The 21,634-nt window shown below is 71.6% G+C and carries 17 protein-coding genes and 1 other RNA gene; 9 read left to right on the top strand and 9 right to left on the bottom strand.

What is annotated here, in order from left to right:
* Window positions 1-140: 140 nt before the first annotated feature.
* Window positions 141-1,046: a hypothetical protein gene (locus ACIO3R_RS03435; protein WP_402102831.1), complete on the top strand. Its 906-nt coding sequence runs from the start codon at window positions 141-143 to the stop codon at window positions 1,044-1,046.
* Between the two features lie 89 nt (window positions 1,047-1,135).
* Here ACIO3R_RS03435 and pabB read toward each other — a convergent pair whose 3' ends face one another.
* Together pabB and ACIO3R_RS03425 are read right to left on the bottom strand one after the other, a co-directional pair.
* Window positions 1,136-3,223: an aminodeoxychorismate synthase component I gene (gene pabB, locus ACIO3R_RS03430; RefSeq protein ID WP_402102828.1), complete on the bottom strand. Its 2,088-nt coding sequence runs from the start codon at window positions 3,221-3,223 to the stop codon at window positions 1,136-1,138.
* Between the two features lie 9 nt (window positions 3,224-3,232).
* A complete protein-coding gene (locus ACIO3R_RS03425) occupies window positions 3,233-3,922 on the bottom strand; it encodes a methyltransferase domain-containing protein (RefSeq protein WP_402102825.1) in 690 nt (229 codons plus the stop codon).
* 307 nt (window positions 3,923-4,229) lie between these two features.
* On the opposite strand from ACIO3R_RS03425, the gene ACIO3R_RS03420 reads away from it, so the two are divergent.
* Window positions 4,230-6,182 (top strand): helix-turn-helix domain-containing protein, encoded by a 1,953-nt coding sequence (locus tag ACIO3R_RS03420; RefSeq protein ID WP_402102823.1) that lies wholly within the window; start codon window positions 4,230-4,232, stop codon window positions 6,180-6,182.
* Here ACIO3R_RS03420 and ACIO3R_RS03415 read toward each other — a convergent pair.
* A complete protein-coding gene (locus ACIO3R_RS03415) occupies window positions 6,158-7,489 on the bottom strand; it encodes an IS701 family transposase (protein ID WP_402102822.1) in 1,332 nt (443 codons plus the stop codon). The genes ACIO3R_RS03420 and ACIO3R_RS03415 overlap by 25 nt on opposite strands.
* 314 nt (window positions 7,490-7,803) lie before the next feature.
* Here ACIO3R_RS03415 and ACIO3R_RS03410 point away from each other — a divergent pair, with 314 nt between their 5' ends.
* Together ACIO3R_RS03410 and ACIO3R_RS03405 are read left to right on the top strand one after the other, a co-directional pair.
* Window positions 7,804-9,339 carry an arginine decarboxylase gene (locus ACIO3R_RS03410; protein WP_385036073.1) on the top strand — a complete coding sequence of 512 codons (1,536 nt, stop codon included), beginning with the start codon at window positions 7,804-7,806 and terminating at the stop codon, window positions 9,337-9,339.
* Window positions 9,340-9,343: 4 nt separating this feature from the next.
* On the top strand, window positions 9,344-10,906 hold the full coding sequence (locus ACIO3R_RS03405) for a class I adenylate-forming enzyme family protein (protein WP_402102818.1): 1,563 nt from the start codon (window positions 9,344-9,346) through the stop codon (window positions 10,904-10,906).
* 30 nt (window positions 10,907-10,936) lie between these two features.
* On the opposite strand, the gene ACIO3R_RS03400 is transcribed toward ACIO3R_RS03405, so the two are convergent.
* Window positions 10,937-11,140 carry a hypothetical protein gene (locus ACIO3R_RS03400; protein WP_363030616.1) on the bottom strand — a complete coding sequence of 68 codons (204 nt, stop codon included), beginning with the start codon at window positions 11,138-11,140 and terminating at the stop codon, window positions 10,937-10,939.
* A gap of 259 nt (window positions 11,141-11,399) precedes the next feature.
* On the opposite strand from ACIO3R_RS03400, the gene ftsE reads away from it, so the two are divergent.
* The 5 genes from ftsE to ssrA all read left to right on the top strand — a co-directional run bounded on the left by ftsE (window position 11,400) and on the right by ssrA (window position 15,303).
* Window positions 11,400-12,089 (top strand): cell division ATP-binding protein FtsE, encoded by a 690-nt coding sequence (ftsE, locus tag ACIO3R_RS03395; protein ID WP_024489199.1) that lies wholly within the window; start codon window positions 11,400-11,402, stop codon window positions 12,087-12,089.
* A gap of 23 nt (window positions 12,090-12,112) precedes the next feature.
* A complete protein-coding gene (gene ftsX / locus ACIO3R_RS03390; protein ID WP_385036071.1) occupies window positions 12,113-13,030 on the top strand; it encodes a permease-like cell division protein FtsX in 918 nt (305 codons plus the stop codon).
* Window positions 13,031-13,098: 68 nt separating this feature from the next.
* Window positions 13,099-14,286 carry a S41 family peptidase gene (locus ACIO3R_RS03385; RefSeq protein WP_402102814.1) on the top strand — a complete coding sequence of 396 codons (1,188 nt, stop codon included), beginning with the start codon at window positions 13,099-13,101 and terminating at the stop codon, window positions 14,284-14,286.
* Between the two features lie 18 nt (window positions 14,287-14,304).
* On the top strand, window positions 14,305-14,793 hold the full coding sequence (gene smpB / locus ACIO3R_RS03380) for an SsrA-binding protein SmpB (RefSeq protein WP_362961363.1): 489 nt from the start codon (window positions 14,305-14,307) through the stop codon (window positions 14,791-14,793).
* A 122-nt stretch (window positions 14,794-14,915) separates the two neighbouring features.
* Window positions 14,916-15,303: a transfer-messenger RNA gene (gene ssrA, locus ACIO3R_RS03375) on the top strand.
* 392 nt (window positions 15,304-15,695) lie between these two features.
* Here ssrA and ACIO3R_RS03370 read toward each other — a convergent pair.
* The 5 genes from ACIO3R_RS03370 to ACIO3R_RS03350 all read right to left on the bottom strand — a co-directional run bounded on the left by ACIO3R_RS03370 (window position 15,696) and on the right by ACIO3R_RS03350 (window position 20,392).
* Window positions 15,696-16,268 carry a GNAT family N-acetyltransferase gene (locus tag ACIO3R_RS03370; protein ID WP_402102811.1) on the bottom strand — a complete coding sequence of 191 codons (573 nt, stop codon included), beginning with the start codon at window positions 16,266-16,268 and terminating at the stop codon, window positions 15,696-15,698.
* On the bottom strand, window positions 16,255-16,827 hold the full coding sequence (locus ACIO3R_RS03365; protein ID WP_385351484.1) for a lasso peptide biosynthesis B2 protein: 573 nt from the start codon (window positions 16,825-16,827) through the stop codon (window positions 16,255-16,257). The genes ACIO3R_RS03370 and ACIO3R_RS03365 overlap by 14 nt, the downstream gene beginning before the upstream one ends.
* On the bottom strand, window positions 16,827-18,632 hold the full coding sequence (locus tag ACIO3R_RS03360; protein ID WP_402102807.1) for an albusnodin/ikarugamycin family macrolactam cyclase: 1,806 nt from the start codon (window positions 18,630-18,632) through the stop codon (window positions 16,827-16,829). The genes ACIO3R_RS03365 and ACIO3R_RS03360 overlap by 1 nt, the downstream gene beginning before the upstream one ends.
* A 77-nt stretch (window positions 18,633-18,709) precedes the next feature.
* The gene (locus ACIO3R_RS03355) at window positions 18,710-18,850 is read right to left on the bottom strand and encodes an albusnodin family lasso peptide (RefSeq protein ID WP_402102804.1); all 141 of its coding nucleotides are present in this window, start codon (window positions 18,848-18,850) and stop codon (window positions 18,710-18,712) included.
* Between the two features lie 321 nt (window positions 18,851-19,171).
* Window positions 19,172-20,392: a helix-turn-helix domain-containing protein gene (locus ACIO3R_RS03350; protein ID WP_402102801.1), complete on the bottom strand. Its 1,221-nt coding sequence runs from the start codon at window positions 20,390-20,392 to the stop codon at window positions 19,172-19,174.
* Window positions 20,393-21,634: the final 1,242 nt, after the last annotated feature.

Raw genomic sequence — 21,634 nt, 5'->3', positions numbered from 1 at the left:
CCGTCAACTGCTCCGTAATAAGTCAACTAGGGCCCCGGAGACTGACGGAGAGTCCGGAATCTGACGCTGCGTCGGCCGACTTGACGGAGAACCGGAGCGGGACTTCCCCGCCTCTGCGGGCTCCTCTAATCTCGGCTCCCATGATCAGTCCCCCGGCCGCCGCGCTGCTGCGGCAACTGGCCGCAGAAGGCGTGGCAGGCTGGCTCGCGGAGAACGCGGCCTCGCCCTTCAGCCGGGCCCGGCTCCGCCGGCTCACCGCGAAGGGCATCTTCAGCGGTCTGCTCTCCGCCGCCGGTACGGCCGACTCCGTGCGCGACGCCTGCGACGCGCTGTTGCGGATGTACGAGGCGGGGGACGGCGACGACGGACTCGTCTCCGCCGCCGTCGACCGGGACACCTGCCGGGCCGTGGGCCGGCCCAACCTGCTGCTGCGCACCACGCCGGACGGGCCCGGCCTGCGGGCGGCCACGTCCGCGCTCGCCGCCGGGCTCGGCGTCGACATCGCGCACGTCTGCTCCCTGGACGACTGCGTCGAGGCGATGGACGCGTACTTCACCGGGCTCGAACGGGCGCTGGCCGCCGGCATCTCCCTGGAACGGATCACCGCCGTCATCTCGGTGCCGGTGGGACAGCTCGACGCGGAGGTCGACGCCCGGCTGGACCGGCTGGCCTCGAAGAAGGCCCTGGACCACCGCGGCACGGCCGCCCTGGCGGTGGCCAGGCTGGTGTTCCGGATACGTGAGCAGAAGCTCGGTGAGGAGTGGTGGCGGGTGCTCCGGGCCGCCGGCGCCAGGCCCCCGCGCCTGCTGTGGACCGAGCCCCGGCCGCACCAGCTGACCGCGCTGGTGGGCTGGCGGACCGGGCAGGCGGTGTCCGTCGAGGTGCTGGAGGAGGCGACCGCCCACGGCGCCCCGAACGGTGACACGCTGCTGAAGCGGGACGCGGCGGGGCGCGCCGCGCTGGCGGGGCTGGACGAGCTGGGCATCGACATGGCCGAGGTGTCGCACGCGCTGGAGGCCGCCCACGGCGGAGCGGCCCGGTCCTGAGCGCGGGACACCCGGCACGGACGGAGCCGGACCCCGGGCGCGGACGCCCGGAGCCCGGCCGGAAGGCACGGAAGGCCCGGAGGACACGGTCAGACGGCGGCCGTCTCCCGGACCCGGCCGGGGAAGGCGCTGCCCGTCAGCGCCAGCAGCGGCGCCGCCTTCACCGCGGTCTCCTCGAACTCCTCGGCCGCGTCGGACAGCGCCACGATCGCCCCGCCCACCCCGTAGCGGACCCGGCCCGGGGTGAGGACCGCGGTACGGATCACGATGCTGAAGTCGGCGGCGCCGGAGAGCGAGAAGTAGCCGATCGCCCCCGAGTAGATGCCGCGCGCCCCGCCCTCCAGCCGGTCGATGATCCGCATCGTGCGGACCTTGGGCGCCCCGGTCATCGATCCGCCGGGGAACGCCGCCCGCACACACGCCACACTGCCGGTGTCCGGGCGGAGCCGGGCCCGTACCGTGCTCACCAGCTGGTGCACCGTCGCGTAGCTCCGCACCCGGAAGATCTCGTCGGCCCGTACGGACCCGGTGACCGCGCAGCGCCCGAGGTCGTTGCGGACCAGGTCGACGATCATCAGGTTCTCGGCTCGGTCCTTCTCACTGGTCAGCAGGTCCTCGACGAGTGCCGCGTCCTCCTCGGGGGTGGCGCCCCGGGGCCGGGTGCCCTTGATGGGCCTGGACTCGACGAGTCCGTCGGCGGACACGCTCACGAAGCGCTCGGGCGAGGTGCTGAGCACGGACACCTCGCCGAACTGGAGCAGTGCGGCGAACGGTGCCGGGCTCAGCCGGCGCAGCGTCCGGTAGCTCTCCCAGACGTCGAGGTCCCCGCGCCACTCGGCCTGGTTGGTGAGGCAGATCTCGTAGCTCTCGCCCGCGCCGATCTCCTCCAGGCAGTCGTCGATCAGCCGGAGGTAGGCCTCGCGGTCGTGACGCAGCCGGATCCCGCCCCGGGGCGCGGGCGGCTCCGGCGCGGGCCCGGCCGGTGGCGGGCCGCCCGCGGCGAGCCGGTCCGCGGTCGCGGCGAGCCAACGCAGGGCGGGTTCCTCGTCGCCGTCCTCGGCCAGGGCGAGGAGACGGGTGGTGCCCTCCTGGTGGTCCACGACGAGTGCCCGGTCCGCGAACACCATGGTGGCGTCGGGCTCCTCGGAGCGGTGCGCGAGGTCGCCGCCGCATTCGGCCTTGAGCTCGTAGCCGAGGTAGCCGACCCAGCCCAGGGCGAATCCGCCGGGCAGGGCGGGGAGTTCGACGGTGGTGGCGCGCAGGTCCTGCTCGATCCAGCCCAGGAACGGGCCCGAGACGATACGGGTGCCGGACGCCTCGCGCACGGTCACCGTGCCGCTCCAGACATCGGCCTCCGCGACCCGGGCGAGGGGGCCGGTGGCGTCGCCCATGACGGAGAAGCGGCCGTCGTCGCCGCCGGGACGGCTGCTGTCCAGCCAGTACGCGTGGTCGTTGCCCCGGAAGAGCGCGGCGTACGCCGCCTCCGGGTCCCGGACGAGGGGCACCTCGCGGCTGAGGACCTTCAGCCGCCGGGCGGGGGCCGGGGCGGCGGGGGCCGCGGTCGCCGGGGCCGGTGGGCGGGGCCGGCGGCGCGGGGCGTGGTGTTCCCGGGTCAGCCGTGCGAAGTTGCGCAGCAGCTCGTGCCCGTACCGCGTACGGACCGACTCGGGGTGGAACTGCACGCCCCACAGGGGCCGTTCCCGGTGGCGCAGCCCCATCAGGACGCCGTCGGGCGTCCGGGCGGTGGCCTCCAGCTCGTCGGTGAGGCCGGTCACCGCGAGCGAGTGGTAGCGCACCGCCTCGAACGGCGAGGGCAGCCCGGCGAAGAGGTCCGTGCCGTTGTGCAGCACGGGGGAGGGCCTGCCGTGGCGCGGCTCCGGGGCCCGGACGACGTCCGCACCGCCGAACACCCCGATGCCCTGGTGGCCCAGGCAGATCCCGAGCAGGGGTACTTCGGTCCGCCGGACGATGTCGTGGCAGATGCCGAAGTCCGCCGGGCGGGAGGGGTGTCCGGGGCCCGGGGAGAGGACGACGTTGTCGAACTCCGCCAGCCGCCCGGCGTGCCAGTGCGGGGAGTCGTTGAGCACGATCTCGGGCTCCTCGCCGTTCACCTCGGCGAGGTAGTGGAAGAGGTTGTGGGTGAAGGAGTCGTGGTTGTCGACGAGCAGGGTCCGCATGACGCCCTCTCAGCCGCTCGTGACGGTGACTTCGAGCAGCATGTGCTCGACCAGGTCGCTGCTGTACTCGCCCTCGACCATCAGTTCGCTCGCGACGGTGCGCAGCGTGCGCCCGCACTCGGCGGCGATCTCGTACAGCCGGTCCACGTCGCCGCGGTCGCTGAAGTGCAGCAGGACCCGGCCGTTGCCGGTGACGGCGTCCGGCGCCTGGGCCAGGAAGCGGCGGTGGGTGCGGTAGCCCGGGTCCACGTAGGCCGCCTCGTGAATGGAGCCGTACGTGTATGTGTCGGGCGCGCGCACGTAGTTGGAGCTCCAGAAGACGGTGTCGAAGCGCTCGCCGGGGAGTCCGGAGAACAGATCGCTGTGCACCGCGTCCAGCCGTGCCCGCACGCCGTGGCGTGCGGCGTTCAGCTCCGCGTTCCGTACGGCGGGACGGCTGATGTCGGCGGCGACCACCCGCCGGCAGCCGGCCAGCGCGCTGAGCACGGCGACGACCCCGGTGCCGCAGCCGATCTCCAGGAACGATCCGCGCGGGGCGTCCGCCGGCCCGCCGGCCAGCCCCAGGAAACCGATGGCGGCCTCGGTCGAGGGCGAGTAGACAGGGGCGAAGACCTCGTCCAGCAGATCCCACTCCCGGCCGGCCATGGAGAAGACACGCGGCCGGTCGTCCCGGGTGAGGGAGGCGTGGCTGCGTTGCAAAGAGCGTTCGTAGCTCTGGACTTGCATCACGTGTGGATCCCCGATTCTGTGTGTCACCGGACGGGCACCGAGAGCGGCGCTCCGGCCCCGACGATGCCTTCGGGGCCGTGTCCGCAGGAAGGTGTCCCGGCCACAGCCTCCGGTACCGACGTGGTGCTCCGGCCACCCCCACCTACTCTGACCAGCAACTTCACAAAACAAGCCACTGGTTGACTCGGTCCGCTCGCAGGTTTTAGGTTCGCGGCAAGGACTTTCGTGGTCCCGCGTCCCGGAACAACTGGGGCGGCCCTGGGGGAGGGAACCAGCAATGCCGAGCGATGCCGACCCGGTGAGCAGCGCCCTGTTCGGCCTGCTCGAACTGCTCGCGACCGAAGCGCCGCCCGACCGCTTCGAGGACTTACTGCGCACCGCCCGGTCCGAGGGCGGTGACGACCCCGAGTCCGCCGCACTGCTGGACCGCGCCCGCGGTCTCGCCCTCGACATCCACAGCCTGTTCGCCCGGCGCCATCAGCGCGAGGCCGGACTCGCCGCCCTCGTCGACACGGCCAGGGAACTCACCCTGCCCTACGACCTGGACGCCCTGCTCAAGGTCATCACCCGCCGCGCCCGGCTCCTGCTCAACCTCGACATGTCCTGGATCAGCTTTCACGACCCCGCGGAGGACTGCTCGTACGTCCGGGCGGCCGACGGGCACGCCTCCGCGATCACCGTGGGCTTCCGGGTCCCCGGGTCGGGCGGGGTGGGCAACCGGTCCCGGTCGCTCTCGGCCCCCTTCTGGTCCCCGAACTACCTCCAGGACGACCGCTTCCCCCACTCCGGCGTCATCGACGAGGCGGTACGCGCCGAAGGGCTCCACGCCCTCGTGTCGGTGCCGCTGCACGACGGGAACCAGGTCTTCGGCTCCCTGTACGTCGCCGACCGGAACGTACGGCACTTCACGCCCGACGAGATCACCCAGATGTCCTCGCTCGGTGACCTGGTCTCGGTGGCGATCAAGAAGGCCCGGCTGCTCGCCCGCGCCAGGGAGGAGATATCCGAGCTGGAGCTCGACTCCTCCCGCGCCCTGGACTCCTCCTCCGCCTCCCGCCATCTGCGCGAGACCCAGAGCCGGCTGACCGACCTGGTGCTGCGCGGCCGGGACCTGCACGAGCTGGCCGTGGCCGCGGGCGACGCGCTCGGCGGCACCCTGCTGATCCGCGACGTGGCCGGGAGACCACTGGCGGCCTCCGGCGCGGCGCCGGAGCTCGACGAGGGCGAACTGCTGAAGACGGTCCTGGACGCCCACACCGAGCGCGCCCCCACCCGGTCGGCCGCCGGACTGTGGTGCTGCCCGGCCGCCGCGGGCGACGAGATCCTCGCCACCCTCGTGCTCGCACCGCGGGAACCGGCCACCGACCACACCCTCCAGCTGCTGCGGACGGCCGCCCAGACCACCGCGGTCCTGCTCCAGGTCCAGCGCAGCGCCGCCGCGGCCGAGGGGCACATGCGCGACCAGCTCTTCCACGAACTGCTCAGCACCTCGCAGTACACCGCCGGGCAGCTCGCGGAGCGGGCCCGCAGGCTCGCGGTCGACCTGACGGAACCCCATGTGACGGTGGTGGCGCGGCCGGAGGGCGGCGTGCAGGGCAAGGCCGTCGTCTGGGCGTCGTCCTACGCCCACCGGCTCTCCGGCCTGAAGACCACCGAAGGCGGCTGCATCGTCCTGCTGCTGCCCGGCACCGACCCGGGGACCCGGGCCCGCGACGTCTCGCGTGAACTGTCCTCGGTACTCGGCCATCCGGTGACCGTCGGCGCGGCCGGACCGATCACCGACCCCGTCTCCATCATCCTCACCTACCGCGAGGCACGGCGCTGCCTGGACGCGCTGACCGCGCTCGGGAGCACCGGCGCCACCGCGTCGCCGGAGGAGCTCGGATTCCTCGGCATGCTGCTGTCCGAGCGGCCGGACACGGCCTCCTTCATCGGCTCCACCATCGGGCCCGTACTGGACTACGACACCCAGCAGTTCACCGAGCTGGTGCGCACCCTGGAGGCGTACTTCGCCGCCGGGAACAGCCCCACCCGGGCGGCGGAGAGCCTGCATGTGCACCCCAACACCGTCTCGCGACGGCTGGAGCGCATCACCGACCTGCTGGGCGCCGGCTGGCAGGAGCCCGTACGCGCACTGGAGGTGCAGCTCGCGCTGCGGCTCCAGCGGGCCCGGCACACCCTGCGCCGGACGGGCACCGCGCCGCCTCAGGCCGAGGCGCCGGCCACGTAGGGGCTGGGCAACCGCACGGGCCGGACCGAGCGTTCCGGCTCCGGGCCCGCCGCGCGCAGGTGTTCCCAGGGCTGCCGCTGCGCCCCCGGGCCGGGCACGGCGACCGGGAAGGGCTGCCGCGGAGCCAGTCCGCCCCGGCTCGTCCCGCCGAGCAGCGCGGCCGCGTGCGCCACGGACGCGAGCGTGATGTGCCGGTGCCAGCCGCGGAACGAGCGGCCCTCGAAGTCCCGCAGCCCGACCCGCTCGCCGACCTCGGTGAAGTCCCGCGCGACCCCGCGCGCCAGCCGGCTCATCCGCAGCAGCGCGGGCAGCGGGGCCTGCGTCATATCGGTGAGGAACAGCTCCCCCGCCGGGGGCAGCGGGTCGTTCCACACCCCGAGCAGCAGCAGACTGCGCTGCCCCCGGTTCGGCGCCCCGGCCCGCGCGTACGGGACCCGCTGCCCGAACACCACCCGCACCGCCACGACCAGCGCGCTCGACGCGCCCCAGCGCACTTGGTGGCGCAGCCCCTTGACCGTCTCGACGATCTGCTGCGCGGACACCACACCTGCGCCGTACCCCGGCAGGGCCGGATCGGCCACCGCCAGCCGGCTCGACGGACCGATCCGGGCCAGCACCGGCATCCCGGCGGCGCCGAACTCCCGCATCAGCAAGGGGAGATCGTGGCCACAGGCATTGAGCAGCAGTGGCCGGGGCGGCACCGGCCACCGGTTCATCGTCTCCAGGACCACGGCCACCGCACACTCGTCCGGGGACTCCGCGACGGTCTCCGCCGGAATGTCCGCGCGGCGCCGCCGCACGGCGTCCTGGAGCCAGAACTCCGGCAGATGCAGGCGCCAGTTGACCGGCACGCTCATCTCCTCAGAGGCGAACCACAGCCCGAAGGCCCGCTGTCCGGCCGCCCCGCCGCCCCCGGGCGTACCCGGAGCCACCCCCACCGACTGGTCACCTGCCTTGGGGATCGACATCTGCTGGAGCACCCAGGCCTGCGGCGGGACCGTCCGCTGCACATGGCCGGCCAGCGCCTCCCGGACGGGCGCCCAGTCCCAGGTGGAACTGGAGATGAAGTGCTGAAGGCTCTGCTCGGCGGCCGAACCCCCGGTGAGAGAGGCGATGTTGCGCATCGTCTTGCGACCGCCCACGGTCAGCAGCCCGCGCAGGTACTGCTCCCCCTTCATGCGCTGGTCCCTTCGGCGCAGGGACGCGGAGAACACCGCGGTGGCCAGCTCGGAGACCACATCGGACGGTTCGTCTGCGTCCGGGAAACCGGCGAATACGTCCCGGACTTGGTTCAGGGCTCCACTCATACGCCCACGGTGACCCCCGCGACCCGTGCCGCGCGAGGTGCGCCGGGCACCAGATCCCCCCGTCCGATGGTGCTCCGGCCACCATCAGGCGGGCCCAGGAGGCCCGGATCACCCGGTGTGGGGGCTGTGACGGGTGTGGTGGGACCACCACCCCGGTACGCCGGAGGTGACGAAGCACGTGACGGAACACCTGACGAAGTCACCCGCAACTGACAGGGCAGGGACGAGCCGCTGACGCATGCGCACCCGGCTGCGCAGAGTGGTACCCCGGCACCCCTGACCGGGTGTTCCCTCACCTTCTGGAGTGCACAGACATGCTTGAACCCGGTAGCGGTTCTGCTGTACGTCCGGGGCCCGGGGCCCAGACCGCTCCCGGCCGGAGCGGCGCCCCGCTGGCCGAGGCGGTGCTCGCCGTGGCCCGGCGGGACATCGCCTCCTTCCACGCCCTGCCCCTCTCGCACGGGGGCTCCATCAGGAACTCGAAGGTCCGCGACGTCTACGAGGCGCTGTTCGGGCAGGCGCAGCTCGCCGCCGAGGTGTCCTACAGCGGGACGATGCTCGACTCCTTCTTCCGCCCGCGCGGACCGCTGCGCGCCGCACAGCGGCTGGCGGCGAGCAGCTTCGGCGCGGACGCCACCGTCTTCCTCTCCGCCGGCACCAGCACCGCCAACCGCGTCGCGCTCGGCGCCCTGGTACCGGCCGGCGGCCGGGTGCTGGCCGACCGGAGCTGCCACCAGTCCGTGCACTTCGCACTCGGTGACCTCGACGCGGTGACCGAGTACGCGCCGATGCGGCGCTGCTGCGCGCGGTGCCCGCGGACCTTCGCCGACCTGCGGCACCTGCTCGACATGTTCGCCCTCGCCGTCGCCGAAGGCGTGCCCTACGACACCGTGGTGCTCTCCGCCGTCTCCTACGACGGGGTCCGCTACGACCTGCCGTCGCTGCTCTCGGCCCTGGCCGAACTGCACCCGTCCGTCTCCGTGCTGGTCGACGAGGCGTGGGGCGCCGTCCACCACTACCACCCCAGGCTGCGGGCACTGACCGCGCTGGAGGCGGTGCGCGGGCTGCGCGAGAGCGAGCCGGGGCTGCCGATGACGGTCGCGGTCACCCACTCCGCCCACAAGTCCATGTCGGCGCTGCGGCAGGGGTCCTATCTGCACCTGATGGGCGACGGCGAACTGCGCGAACGCGTCGCGCAGTCCCTGTTCCAGCACCACACCACCTCGCCGAGCTGGCCCGTGCTGGCCAGCCTCGACCTGGCCAGGCTCCAGGCCGAGACCGAGGGGGAGGCGCTGCTGGACCGCTCGCTGAACCTGGCCAGGACCCTGCGCGCCGAGATCCGCTCCGACCCCCGCCTCTCCGCCTTCCGGGTGCTCGGGCCGGAGGGGCACCTGACCGACCCCGCCCTGCTCGTCCACGAGGACCCCACCCGGGTCCTGGTGGACATCGGCGCACTCGGCATCACCGCGGCCGAGTTCCGCCGCATCCTGTTCGACGAGTACGCCCTCTACGTCGCCAGGGAGAGCGGCGACGCCGTCGTCTTCCACGTCCACATCGGCGTCGACGAGGGAACCCTGCTGCGGCTGCTCGACGCGCTGCGCACCATGCAGCGCACCTACCGGGCCACGTCGGAGGCACTGGCCGGGGACACCGCGGAACACTTCATCATCGCCTACCCGCCCGGCATCCCGATCACCGTGCCCGGCGAGAAGCTCTCTGCCCGGACCCGCGAGGAACTCGACGCGCTGCGCACCAGCGGGGTCGAGATCTACACGCTGCGCCAGGGGGGCGCGGCGTCCCATCCGGCTCCGGCATCCTCCCTCCTCAGTGGAACGGCAGATACGGAGTGACCCCATGCTCAAACTCGTCGACATCCGCAGGCACGCGGCCGACCGCCCCGCACACACCGCCGTCGTCGACGGCCCGACACGGCTGACCTGGCGGCAGTTCGAGGACCAGGTGAGCCGGGTGACGGCCGGGCTCCACGCGCTCCTGCCCCCCGGCCGCCCGGCCCGCGGGGCGTTCGCCGCCGGGAACAGCTGGCAGCTCGTCGTCGTCATGGCCGCCTGCTCGACCCTCGGTATCCCGTGCGTCGGCCTGGACTTCACCGCGACGCCCGAAGCCACCGCCCGCGCCCTGGAACAGCTGCGCCCCACCGTGCTGTTCAGCACCGCCCCGCACCGCCCCCTGCTGGCGGCCGCGACCGCGGCCGGACCGGGCGGCGACGCGCTCGCCGTCCACCTCGACGGCCCCGCCGCGAACGCCCGGAGCTACGCCGCGCTGGCGGCAGCCGAACCCCGCGACGTGGACCCGGTCGAGCAGCCCTACGCGATGTACTGCTTCACCTCCGGGACCAGCGGCACACCCCGCATGGTGATCCGGCACGCGTCGTTCGAGGCACGCCGACTGGCCCTGCTGGTCGAGCGGTTCGCGTTCGGCCGGGACGACGTGCACCTGCTGACCGTTCCGCTCCACCACTCCTCTGGCCCCGGCTGGGCGCGGGTGTTCCTCGCCGTCGGCGGCCGGATCGTCCTCTGCCCGCCGGGCGACCCCGAGGAGATGGCCCGGCTGATCCGTACGGAGGGCGTCACCACCACCCTGGTGGTACCGCCCGACCTCGCGTCCCTGGTGTCGCACCCCGCGTCCGCGGACCTGGCCGCGGGCTCCCGGCTGCGCTTCGTGCTCTCCGGCGGCCGGCACCTCAACCGATGGCTGATCGACACCGCCTGGAGGCGGCTCGGACCCGTTCTGCACCTGTACTACGGCACCACGGAGACCGGTCTGAACACCCTCATCACCCCCGACGACCTGCACACCGCCCCCAGCCGCGCGGGCCGGGCCATGGAGGGCAGCACCGTCGCCGTCGTCGACGCGCGGGGGCGCCTGGCGGCGCCGGGCGTCCGGGGCCGCGTCGCCGTCGCGAGCTTCCAGCTGATGGACGACTACGCGACCGGCGTGCCGGTCTTCCTGGACCTCGACACGGGCGACGGCGAGGGCACCCGGCGCTTCCTGCTCACCGGCGACAGCGGCGTCCTCGACGAGGAGGGGCGCCTCGAACTCACCGGCCGCACGGACGGCGTCTCCAAGGTCGACGGGACGGCTCCGCTGGACGTCAACGTCTTCGGGCTCGAGTACGACCTGATGGACCTCGACTGCGTACGGGACACCGCCGTCTTGCGCGTCGACCTGCCGGGCATCGGCGACGCCCTGATCGTGCCCTTCGTCCCGGTCTCCCCGGAGCGCGGGGCCGAGGGCGAGAGCGCGGTGCGGGACGCCTGTGCGGGCAGGGTGCCGTGCCTGCCCGCCCATGTGGTGCGGGTCGCCTCGATCCCGTACAGCCCGACCGGCAAGGCGCGGGCTGGGGAGCTGCTGGCGCGGGTGCTCCCGCGCGTCCTCGCGCGCGAGCCGGTGGCCTGAGCGTTCAGGTGACCGGGTGACTCCGCTCGGTCACGCCGCCTGGTGGGCGAGCAGTGCCAGCGCGCACAGCAGCACCACCAGCAGGGCGATCAGCATCATCGGGTTCATCCCGCCGAAGGGGCCCTGCTCCTGTTCCTGCTGTTCCAGTCGCGCGCGGCTGGCCCGGCACACGGGGCAGCGCCCCTCGGCCACGGGCGCCGCGCAGTTCGCGCACACCAATCGGTCGTAGGTCATGCGCTTTCCTCCTCCCGCGCGGCGGAGCCGCACAAGCCCTCACTCCGCACAACGCTCACGGAAACGCGACCGTTCCCCCTACCACTGTGCCAGCTCGCGAGGATTTCGGCGCGGCCCGCCGGACAGGTCACGGAAGCTCCCGGTTCGCTCCCGCTTGCGTTCCGCCATAAATCACCCATCCCGGTACGCGCGCCTGCACGCGTCAGTCCGGTTCGCGTATGGTCACGCTCACCTACTCCCGGCCGACCGTGGTGCATCCGTGATCCGATTCGACAACGTCTCCAAGACCTACCCGAAGCAGAGCCGTCCCGCTCTACGGGATGTGTCTCTCGATATCGAGAAGGGCGAGTTCGTCTTCCTGGTGGGCTCCTCCGGCTCCGGCAAGTCCACCTTCATGCGACTCATCCTCCGTGAGGAGCGCGCCAGCCAGGGCATGGTCCATGTCCTGGGCAAGGACCTCGCGCGCATGTCCAACTGGAAGGTGCCGCACATGCGCCGCCAGCTGGGCACCGTCTTCCAGGACTTCCGGCTGCTTCCCAACAAGACCGTCGCGGAGAACGTGGCGTTCGCCCAGGAAGTGATCGGCAAGCCGCGCGGTGAGATCCGCAAGGCCGTTCCGCAGGTCCTCGACCTCGTCGGCCTCGGCGGCAAGGAGGACCGGATGCCCGGTGAGCTCTCCGGTGGTGAGCAGCAGCGCGTGGCGATCGCGCGGGCCTTCGTGAACCGGCCCATGCTGCTGATCGCGGACGAGCCGACCGGCAACCTCGACCCGCAGACCTCGGTCGGCATCATGAAGCTCCTGGACCGGATCAACCGGACCGGGACCACCGTGATCATGGCGACCCACGACCAGAACATCGTCGACCAGATGCGCAAACGCGTCATCGAGCTCGAGCAGGGCCGTCTCGTACGCGACCAGGCGCGTGGCGTCTACGGCTACCAGCACTGAGCACCCAGCACTGAAAGGACGCCATGCGCGCCCAGTTCGTCCTGTCGGAGATCGGCGTCGGCCTCCGTCGCAACCTCACGATGACCTTCGCCGTCGTCGTCTCCGTCGCCCTCTCGCTCGCCCTGTTCGGTGGCGCGCTGCTCATGCGCGAGCAGGTCAGCACGATGAAGGACTACTGGTACGACAAGGTCAACGTCTCCATCTACCTCTGCGGCAAGGGGGATTCGGAGACGGTGGTCCAGTGCGCCAAGGGTGCGGTCACCGGGGAGCAGAAGAAGGAGATCGAGGGCGATCTCAAGAAGATGGACGTCGTCGAGACGGTGACGTACGAGTCGTCCGACGAGGCGTACAAGCACTACCAGGAGGAGTTCGGCGACTCCCCGATGGCCGGCAACATCACGCCGGACCAGATGCCGGAGTCGTTCCGCGTCAAACTCCACGACCCGACCAAGTACAAGGTCGTCGCCACCGCCTTCGCGGGCCGCAACGGGGTGCAGTCGGTCCAGGACCAGAGAAGCATCCTGGACAACCTCTTCGGACTGATGAACGGCATGAACGTCGCGGCGCTCTTCGTGATGGCGCTGATGCTGGTCATCGCGCTGATGCTGATCGTGAACACCGTCCGGGTGTCCGCGTTCAGCCGACGGCGCGAGACGGGCATCATGCGGCTCGTCGGCGCCTCCGGCTTCTACATCCAGATGCCGTTCATCATGGAGGCCGCGTTCGCCGGTCTCATCGGCGGCGTACTGGCCTGCGTCATGCTGCTGGCCGGCCGCTACTTCCTGATCGACGGCGGCCTGGCGCTCCAGGACAAGCTGAATCTGATCGACTTCATCGGCTATGACGCGGTCCTCACCAAGCTCCCGCTGGTCCTGGCGATCGGTCTGCTGATGCCCGCGGTCGCTGCTCTCTTCGCGCTGCGCAAGTACCTCAAGGTATGACGATCACCTCCTGAGGCGCGCGGCCAACCCGCCGCGCGCCGGGGAGGCGTTGTCCTAGACTCAACGCCATGTCTGGCCCCGTACATCGTGTCGGGCCCCGCGGACTCTGCCGCGGGGCGGCCCTGACATTGGTCTTCGCGAGCGTTCTCGCCACCGGAGCCGCCACCGGGGCGCTGCCGCGCGGCGAAGGGCGGACTCCGGAGACGAAGACCCGGCCCGTCGCCTCCTCCGCGGACCGGGACGCGGTGGCTGAGGCCGCCGCCGACGCCGTGGCGGACGGCAAGTCCGGTACCGAGGCGGCCGAGGAGGTCGTCAGCCGCAGCGGGGACCGCTGGGGCGCGGTGTACGACGAGCGGGAGTACCAGGAGTTCGAGCAGGCCCTCGACGGCTCGTACACGGGCGTCGGGATCGCCGCGAGACGCTCGGCCGACGGGCTGGTCGCGGTCGCCCGGATCCAGCCGGGCAGCCCCGCCGACCGGGCCGGTATCCGCGCGGGCGACCTGATCCGCACGGTCGACGGCCGCCGCGTCGACCGCCGCCCGGTCTCCGACGTGGTGGCCCTGCTGCGCGGCGACCGTACCGGCGCGGCCACGGGGAGCGCCGTCGTCCTCGGGGTGCAGCGCGGTTCCGCCGACCTGACCGAGACGCTGCACCGGGCCCGCCTCACCACCGAGGCCGTCACCGTGCGGCGGCTCGGACCGGACCGTGCCGATCCCTCCGCGGCCGTACTGATCGAGGTCGGCGCGTTCACCAAGGGCTCGGGCACCGAGGTCCGTGACGCCGTCCGGGAGGCACCGGCGGGCGCCGGTGTGCTGCTGGACCTGCGCGGCAACTCCGGCGGGCTGGTCACCGAGGCCGTCACCGCGGCCTCCGCCTTCCTGGACGGCGGCCTGGTCGCCACCTATGACGTCCACGGAGAGCAGCGCGCCCTGTACGCGGACGGCGGGGGCGACACCGTGCGCCCCGTCGTCGTCCTCATCGACGGCGGCACGATGAGCGCGGCCGAGCTGCTGACCGGCGCCCTCCAGGACCGGGGGCGCGCGGTCACGGTCGGTTCGCGCACCTTCGGCAAGGGTTCCGTCCAGATGCCGAGCAAGCTCGCGGGCGGCTCGGTGGCCGAGCTGACCGTGGGCCACTACCGGACTCCGGCGGGCCGGAGCGTCGACGACCGGGGCATCACGCCCGACCTCGCGGTGAGCTCGCGGGCCCAGCAGCGGGCCGAGACGGTATTGAGTGGCCTCGGGGGTGGGTCGTAGTGCGAAAATGGCCGCACTATGGCTAAGGAAAAGGACACCGGGCGCAAGATCATCGCGCAGAACAAGAAGGCGCGTCACGACTACACCATCCTCGACACCTACGAGTGCGGCCTCGCGCTGATGGGCACCGAGGTCAAATCGCTGCGCATGGGCCGGGCCTCACTGGTCGACGGCTTCGTGCAGATCGACGGCGGCGAGGCGTGGCTGCACAACATCCACGTCCCGGAGTACGTCCAGGGCACCTGGACCAACCACTCGGCCAAGCGCAAGCGCAAGCTGCTGATGCACCGGGCCGAGATCGACAAGCTGGAGTCGAAGTCGCAGGAGACCGGCCACACGATCGTGCCGCTCGCCCTGTACTTCCTCAACGGCCGCGTCAAGGTCGAGATCGCGCTGGCGAAGGGCAAGAAGGAGTACGACAAGCGGCAGACGCTGCGCGAGAAGCAGGACACCAGGGAGACGAACCGGGCGGTCTCGGCGGCCCGCCGGCGCCAGCGGAGCGCCTGACCGGAGCCACGGGGACCGGCCGGCGGCCGGTCCGCCAGGAATACGCTGGCATCGGCGTGCGTTGGTCACGTACGATGGCACTGCACCCCACGGGGTGTGTACCACCTTTGAAAAATCAACATGGGGATGATCGGTTTCGACAGCGGATGTCGAAGCAGGGGAAGCGAGTCGAGGAAGCGGCAATGATCTCGTTAACCATATGTCGCAACCAATAATCGCCAATTCCAAGCGCGATTCCTCCGCCTTCGCCCTCGCTGCCTAATTAGCAGCTAAGCGAAGACTCTGCGGAGTGTCAGCCCGGGGGTGATCCCGACCCGGATCCTGGCATCATTTAGGGATCTAAACTTCTAGGCCCGGTCACGGGGCCCTGAAGGAAATCAAACAGTGGCTGGGCCTGTCGGAGGCTTGTTCGCGTGACCTCCGGGGCCGAGAAAAGCGCAGCGAACTGCACTCGGAGAAGCCCTGATTCCGCACCGTTGGACGCGGGTTCGATTCCCGCCATCTCCACAGCTGATCGGCCCCCTGACCTGCGATTCCGTCGCTGGACAGGGGGCCACCCCTTCATGTGGGAGCACCACACCCCGTGCATACCGCCAAGCGACCGCGTACACCCGCCCAGCAACAGGGCCAGGGGTACGCGGTTTTCGTCATGTTCGCCGCGGATTGCCCCACCGTCGCCGGTCCGGGCCGACGCACCCGCGCGACCGCATTTCCGTGCTCCCGGGTACGTCGAGGCGAAGCGGAGGGACGGCAAGCTGCCCTCTGTCCCGCGTCCGGGCGCCGTGATCACCCACCAGATCAGCGAAGACGGCGTCATGGACGTCATCGCCTGATCGTCGGCGTGCTTCGGCCCCCTGCCACCAAGCGGCAGGGGGCCGACTCGTTACCGATGTGCCCGGCAGTCAGCCGAACAACGCTTTCACGGAGGAGGGGCCGGTGAAGTCCTCCGCCAGAGCGTCCATGAGGACTTCACCGCAGACCGCGCCGAGCCAGTAGCCGGCTCCGCGGAGCACTCCGGCGCGCTGGAACCCCGCCTTCTCGTAAGCCTTGATCCCGGCGATGTTGGGCTCCAGCACCTTCAACCAGACCATGCGCAGATTGGCGACGTGGAAGGCGTAGTCAAGGGTCAGCCGGGTGGCCCCGGAGCCCAGGCCCCGGCCGCGGGCTTCACGGCTGAGCATGATCACGAACTCCGCCGTTCGTACGGCGTCGTCGGGCAGGAGCGTGGACACCCCCACCGGGACGGGCCGGTCGCCGGCCAGGTCGTAGACGGTGAAGCGCGGGTTCGTACCGCGGACCTGGTGGGCCATGCCCTCGGTACGGGCCTCCAGGGACTCCGGAACCTGGCGGCCGTAGCCGACCATCAGCGTAGGGTCCTGCTCCCACCGCCAGTACGTCTCCACCAGGTCAGGCCGGTACGGGCCCAGGGCGCAGGTCTTCGTGGCGATCCACAGGGTGGGGTCAGGGTCGGTCACTGGGGGCTCCGATCGTGAGGGCGGTCGTGTAGGCCAGGGTGGAGGCCGGTTCCGCTGCGGGAGTGCCGTCGTGGGTGGTGATCCAGGCATGGAGGCGGACGGGGTCGGGGGCGACGCCGTGGCACCAGGTCACCGAGCGGCGCCGCATCGCGAGGAGGAGAACGGCGGCCGCCGATTCTTCCAGGCAGGCCGTTCGAGCGGGGGAGAACCAGGCGGCGCGGCGTACGGAGTGAACGGCGGCGGCCGCCTGATGATGAGTGGCGGGGGTGGTGCACGCGGCCGTTGCGGTGCGCAGGCCGGCGGTGAGGCGCTGCATTGACGCTCTCCGGGGGCCGGCCTCCCTGATGGCCAGAACCGTAGCCAGGGCCAGTGCGGCGGCGGGGTTCCAGCGGCCGCTGGGCGGGGTGAGGCCGGCGGGGTGTTCGCTGCTGCCCCAGCTGGCGGTGGGGGCTGTCGTGGCCGTCGTGAGCGCGGCGGGGAGCAGGCAGCGCACGCGGCCTGTGCGGTAGTCGATGTGGACTTGGACATGCCCGAAGTCCACCGTCCTGTCCGTGTCCATCACGCTGCCATGCCGGAAACGGGTGCGGCCCACCTCGGCGCGGGGGCGCGGCCGATCGAGGCCAGCCAGGCATCGACTGCCAGGGCCTGTTCGATCGTCGCAAGCGGCATCGGTACGCCGGCGGCAGCCTGGCGCAGCTGGGACCGGAACCGGCCGGTGTCGACCAGGCCGAGGGCGGCCAGGTGCATGACCCCGTCACGAAGGAGTTCGGGAAGCGCGGCCCGCATCCCGCTGTAGTGGTCGGCCTCGAAGGACCCTTTGGTGGTGCGGGCGGCCAGAGCGGGCTGGAGGACCTTCGCGAACGCCCGCGTCAACGTCGGTTTGTACGCGTACAGCGGGGGCCGGTCATCGAGCGGGGTCCGCAACACCGCGTCGACCACGGAGGCGTCCAGGAACGGGTTCTGGAGGTCGATTCCGCACCCGGCGGCCAGCTCGGCGTCCGCCGCCGCGGTACGGGCCACCTCTCGGATCTCGTCCACCAGGGTCCTTACGGACGCGTCCAGCCCGGGCAGAGGATCGGGGGCGGCCGCAGTGTTCGCGGCGGCCTCGGCCAGCAGTCGCACCGCGACGGGGTCTGCCCACGCAGGTACGGGCAGCGTCGCGAACCAGCGGACGTTCCCCCTGTCCTGAGGGCCGGGGCCTCCTGTGGCCAGGGCGCTGCCGAGGGTGGCCAGGGCCTCCTGGCGGGTCTGGTGGGCCATGCGGGCGGCGTCACGCAGGAGCGGTGGGACCGCGGTGTGGCGGAGCCTGGCCCATCCAGATGCCTCCCGGACGGCGCGGGGGTAGCGGTGCCGACGGATGAGGTCGGCCAGGTGGGCGGGAGGCTGGAACAGGATGCTGTCCCCGCCGTCCCCGGTCAGGTGGGTGCAGGTTCCCAGTTCGCGGCGCATCCACCGCAGTTGGGTGAGGAGCCGGGACTGGGTGAGGGTGGAGGGCGCGGGTTCGTCGGTCACCGGCACCTCGGTGATCCGCTGGTACGGCCGGTGCTCCGCGGTGAGGGGGAGCAGATGGTGGCGGATGCGTCCGGCCGCCGCGACCGCGGTCAGGCGGGCATAGCGCAGGTCCGCGCCGTCCAGGATGCCTGCGGGGTGGATCGTCACCGCATTGAGCGGGCCCGGCATCGTGCGGGAGGCGACTACGGCCAGGGTGGTGGAGTCGAGACCGCCGGAGAGGTCACTGGACAGGCCCGGATCCGTGCGGGTCCGCAGCGTCACGGCCGCGGTCAGGGCGTTCCGCAGGCGCAGGTGGGCCGGCGCACCTGCGTACGGGTCGGGCCGCCACAATGTGCCGCACCGGTACGGGCCGCCGTCGGCGGGGAGTTCGATACGGGCGCCGGCCGGGAGCTGGACCACTCCGGTGAAGAACGATCGGCCGGTGGCCAGCACAGGCAGAGACGGTGCCAGGACCGCGCAGGCCACACGCTGCACGTCCACGCGCGCGTCAGCCAGGGCGGCCAGGTAGCGGGCCGACGTCGACCAGGCCCACGTCCCCCTCCAGGAAGCCGCGTACAAGGGCAGGGCTGCGGCAGGGTCGGTGTGCAGAACCAGAGCGTGCTCCGTCTCCTCCAGGACCGCGTACGTCCCCGGCCAGCGCCAGGCCGCCGGGTCCGGTACGGGGTGGCAGGCGAGCTCCTCCACGTCTTCGGCGGTGGCTCCGCACGGGCCGACGACGTGGACGCGTCGGCCGGGACGGTGCGCGCTGCGTACGGGGGTGTTGCCTACCCGCCACAGGGAGGCAGACGGAGTGTCGGCGCCTAACGGGTGCGGGAGGTCGGGCCGGGTGGTGCTGAATCCGCCTACGGGCACGGGAGTCCTCCGGGGGCCGGGAGATGAGGCGCGGCCCCGGCTCGCAGGCCGGGACCGCGCTGGGTGCGGTGCGGGGGTCAGCAGTTGTAGGCGCGGCGCTTGTCCTCGCTGTTGCCGCCGCCCTGGCCCTCGGTCAGGTCGGCGGCGTCGCCGAGGTCGACTGCCACCGTCTCCTGGTCGGCCTCGGACGTGGTGATGGTGTCGGTGGTGGTGTTCATGGTGGTGCTCCTTCCGATAGGTGTTCGAGTACTGCTGTGGGTGGTGCCGGAGTCCTCGGGGGAGAACCCGGCACCGGTCCGTCCGGCTCGACCTGTCCAGGGTTGTTCCGGGCGGAGCCATACCGGCCCGCCGTGGGCGGGTGCCGCCTGCGGGGAAGGGACGACGCCGGCCGTGTCGCCGGGTAGCCGGCGAACGGGGCCGAGGGTGTCGGTGGTGCGCTGCCGATGACCAGTGAACGCGGAACGGCGCCCCGCAACTGGCACAGATTGTGACAGTTCCAAGACGCCGCGTGACGATTGTGCTGGGTGGGGCTGGTGGGGCTACAAGGCCGCCCCGCACCAGGACGCGTACCCGATCAGTGTGTCCGGGGTGCGGCGTGCCGCGTGCACCAGGTCTCTGACGGTCTCCCGAACGCTCGGGTGGTACTTGGCCTGTTGAGGGGCGACGGACCGAGCCTTGAGGAGAGAGGACAGGGCGGCGTCGGTCTTCCCGGTCGACAGCTGTGCGCGGGCGGTGTCAATCCAGAAGTGCCCCAGACGGTCGGGGAAGTAGTCGGCCGGCGGCCGGACCTCCTTCGCCAGCTGCAACGCCCGGCTGTGGTTGCCCAGCTCCATCTCCACAGCGGACGCGTGGATGGCTACATTGGTGGCGCCGAAGCTCTGGATGTGCGGGCCGTAGTCTCTACCGCCCGTAACCTCCCGGCCCAGCAGGTCCCCGAGACGGCGTGCTTCGGCCAGCTCCCCCCGAGCCGTGTCCTCGTCGCCCAGTCGGCAGGCGAGCATGGCAGCCCGCAGGCGCAGGTTTCCGGCGGAGCACAGGGCCGGAACCTCCTCGGCCCTGACGCCGGTCTCCACGATGTCCAGGGCGCGGCTGATGATGGCCTGGCCGACCTCCAGACGGCCCGTCGTGAACGTTGCATACGCCCGCATGTAGTGGTGCAGGGCCATCAGGTAGGGGTCGTTCCCCCGGCTGACGGAGTAGTCCATGCGGGACAGCAACAGCGCTACCAGGTCCGACAGGCCGAGGTTGTATGCGACGTCGTAAGCGGACCGGTAGACGTGGGCCAGCATCCGGTGGGCCTGCTCCTCGGCATGCCCGGTCGCGGTCTGGGAGATCTGCACCAGTTCGTCAATGAGCGGCGGCGCCATTGTGGTGATCTTGGCGTAGTTGGAAGCGCGGCGGGCATCAAGGAGCAGGCGCACGTCCGCGCCGGTCTCGGCCGCTCCCCGGACGGGGACTTCGTCCAGGACCAAGTCCCAGTTCTCCAGGGAGGCCCGCAGGTCGGCCAGGGGCCCGTCCAGGCGGTCGTGGGCGTGGTCGATGATGTACGGCTGGCCGGTGAACGTGGTGATCGGCACACCGAGGGCACGGGCCACGGCGGCGGTGAGTGATGCCGAAGCAGGTCGCCGCCCCTGCTCCACCTTCACCAGGAGGCTGTACGAGATGTTCGCCTTGTTGGCCAGTTGGCTCTGGGTGAGCCGGCACAGTCTCCGGTACGCGCCGATCCGTGCACCCGTGCCGACGGCAGTGTTCTGGGGCATCCTGTCTGTGCTCCGTCCTGCGTAGTGGGCCTACTTGGACGGTACCCGTCGCCGGGTGGCGGCAGAACGGGAAAGGATGTCAGCCGCAGGCCGGTTGGGGCCCTGTCCGTTTGATGGTCTCGGGTGTCCGAGAGCCGAGAGGCCGGAGGGCGGGGCGCATGGCACCCTCCAGAACCTCCGATTGCCCTGAAACTCCCTTTCTGCGGAGACGATTTCAAGACAAGGGAGGATGGCGGCTGTCGCCTCCTTGCCTCCGTCCGTCTGCCTGGAAGGCACAGCTGTGCCGTTCAGGGGTCAAAAGACCAGGTCAGAGCAGAGGTGGATGGGAAGCACCGCCCGGTGTACCGGTGCACCCCGGACGTTGGCCGGGGTGGTGCCAGGCTGGTGGGGAGGCTGCCGTCAGCTGACCCGCCGCCACGGATCCCCCTGTCGGCCTTCTGCGTTTTCGTGGTTGTCACAGCACCCCGGCTCAGGGGGTGCGATGGACTCCGAGATCCAGGACCGAACGGTCGACCGGGGTCGCAAGAAGCTGCGTCGGGAGCGGGAGGGAGGCGTACGGGCACGTTGTCTCCGGCGGAGGCCGCGGAGGGCGGATCGTCCCGGAGGGGCGAGACGAAGCCCGCCGCCGCCGTGTGGGCCTGCCCAGGCGCTCCCCTACCCCTGATCATGCGGCCGGAGCTGTGCGTGTCGCCTGCTGGTGGCGGGTAACAGCGGAAGTGTCGCACCGGGCGGACCCGGTGTTCCCGGCGGAAGCGCCGAGGAATGCCGGAGCCCTGCTGGATCGTGCCGCCTCATGTCATCCTGCGCTGCTGACCTGTGGGAATGCCGCCCAGCCCGGCCGGTGCCAGGGGCTTGTGGGTGGGTTCTGTTCTCGTCATCTCCACGATTCCCATGTCACGAGGGGCCGGCTGCCACTGACAGTCGGATCCTCGTTCTTGGCTCACCACCGCGGCGCGGTGCGGCGGACCTGATCGGCGCGCGGGAGCGTGCGCCCCGGCGCGTCGACCGGCAGCGCGCGCCCACCGCGAGGCGGCTCCCGAGGGCGCCTCCGTCATTCGTCGGAACAGATGTATGTCTCATGATGAACAACACCGGACAGTAGGGTCGGAGCGTCCTCGGCGTGCGCTACATTCATCGTCCGGGTGCGCTGTGGTAGGGGGCGCTTGGACAGGGTGGGGGCCCGGTCCGGCGAGACACAACCGGTCATGTGCGCGCACCCGATCCTGAGTGGGGGAAGTGCGT

It is taken from the genome of Streptomyces sp. NPDC087428, from assembly GCF_044744085.1.
Classification (GTDB): domain Bacteria; phylum Actinomycetota; class Actinomycetes; order Streptomycetales; family Streptomycetaceae; genus Streptomyces.
Note: the sequence above shows the minus strand (reverse complement) of the source record. Positions and strands in the feature narration are given on the sequence as shown.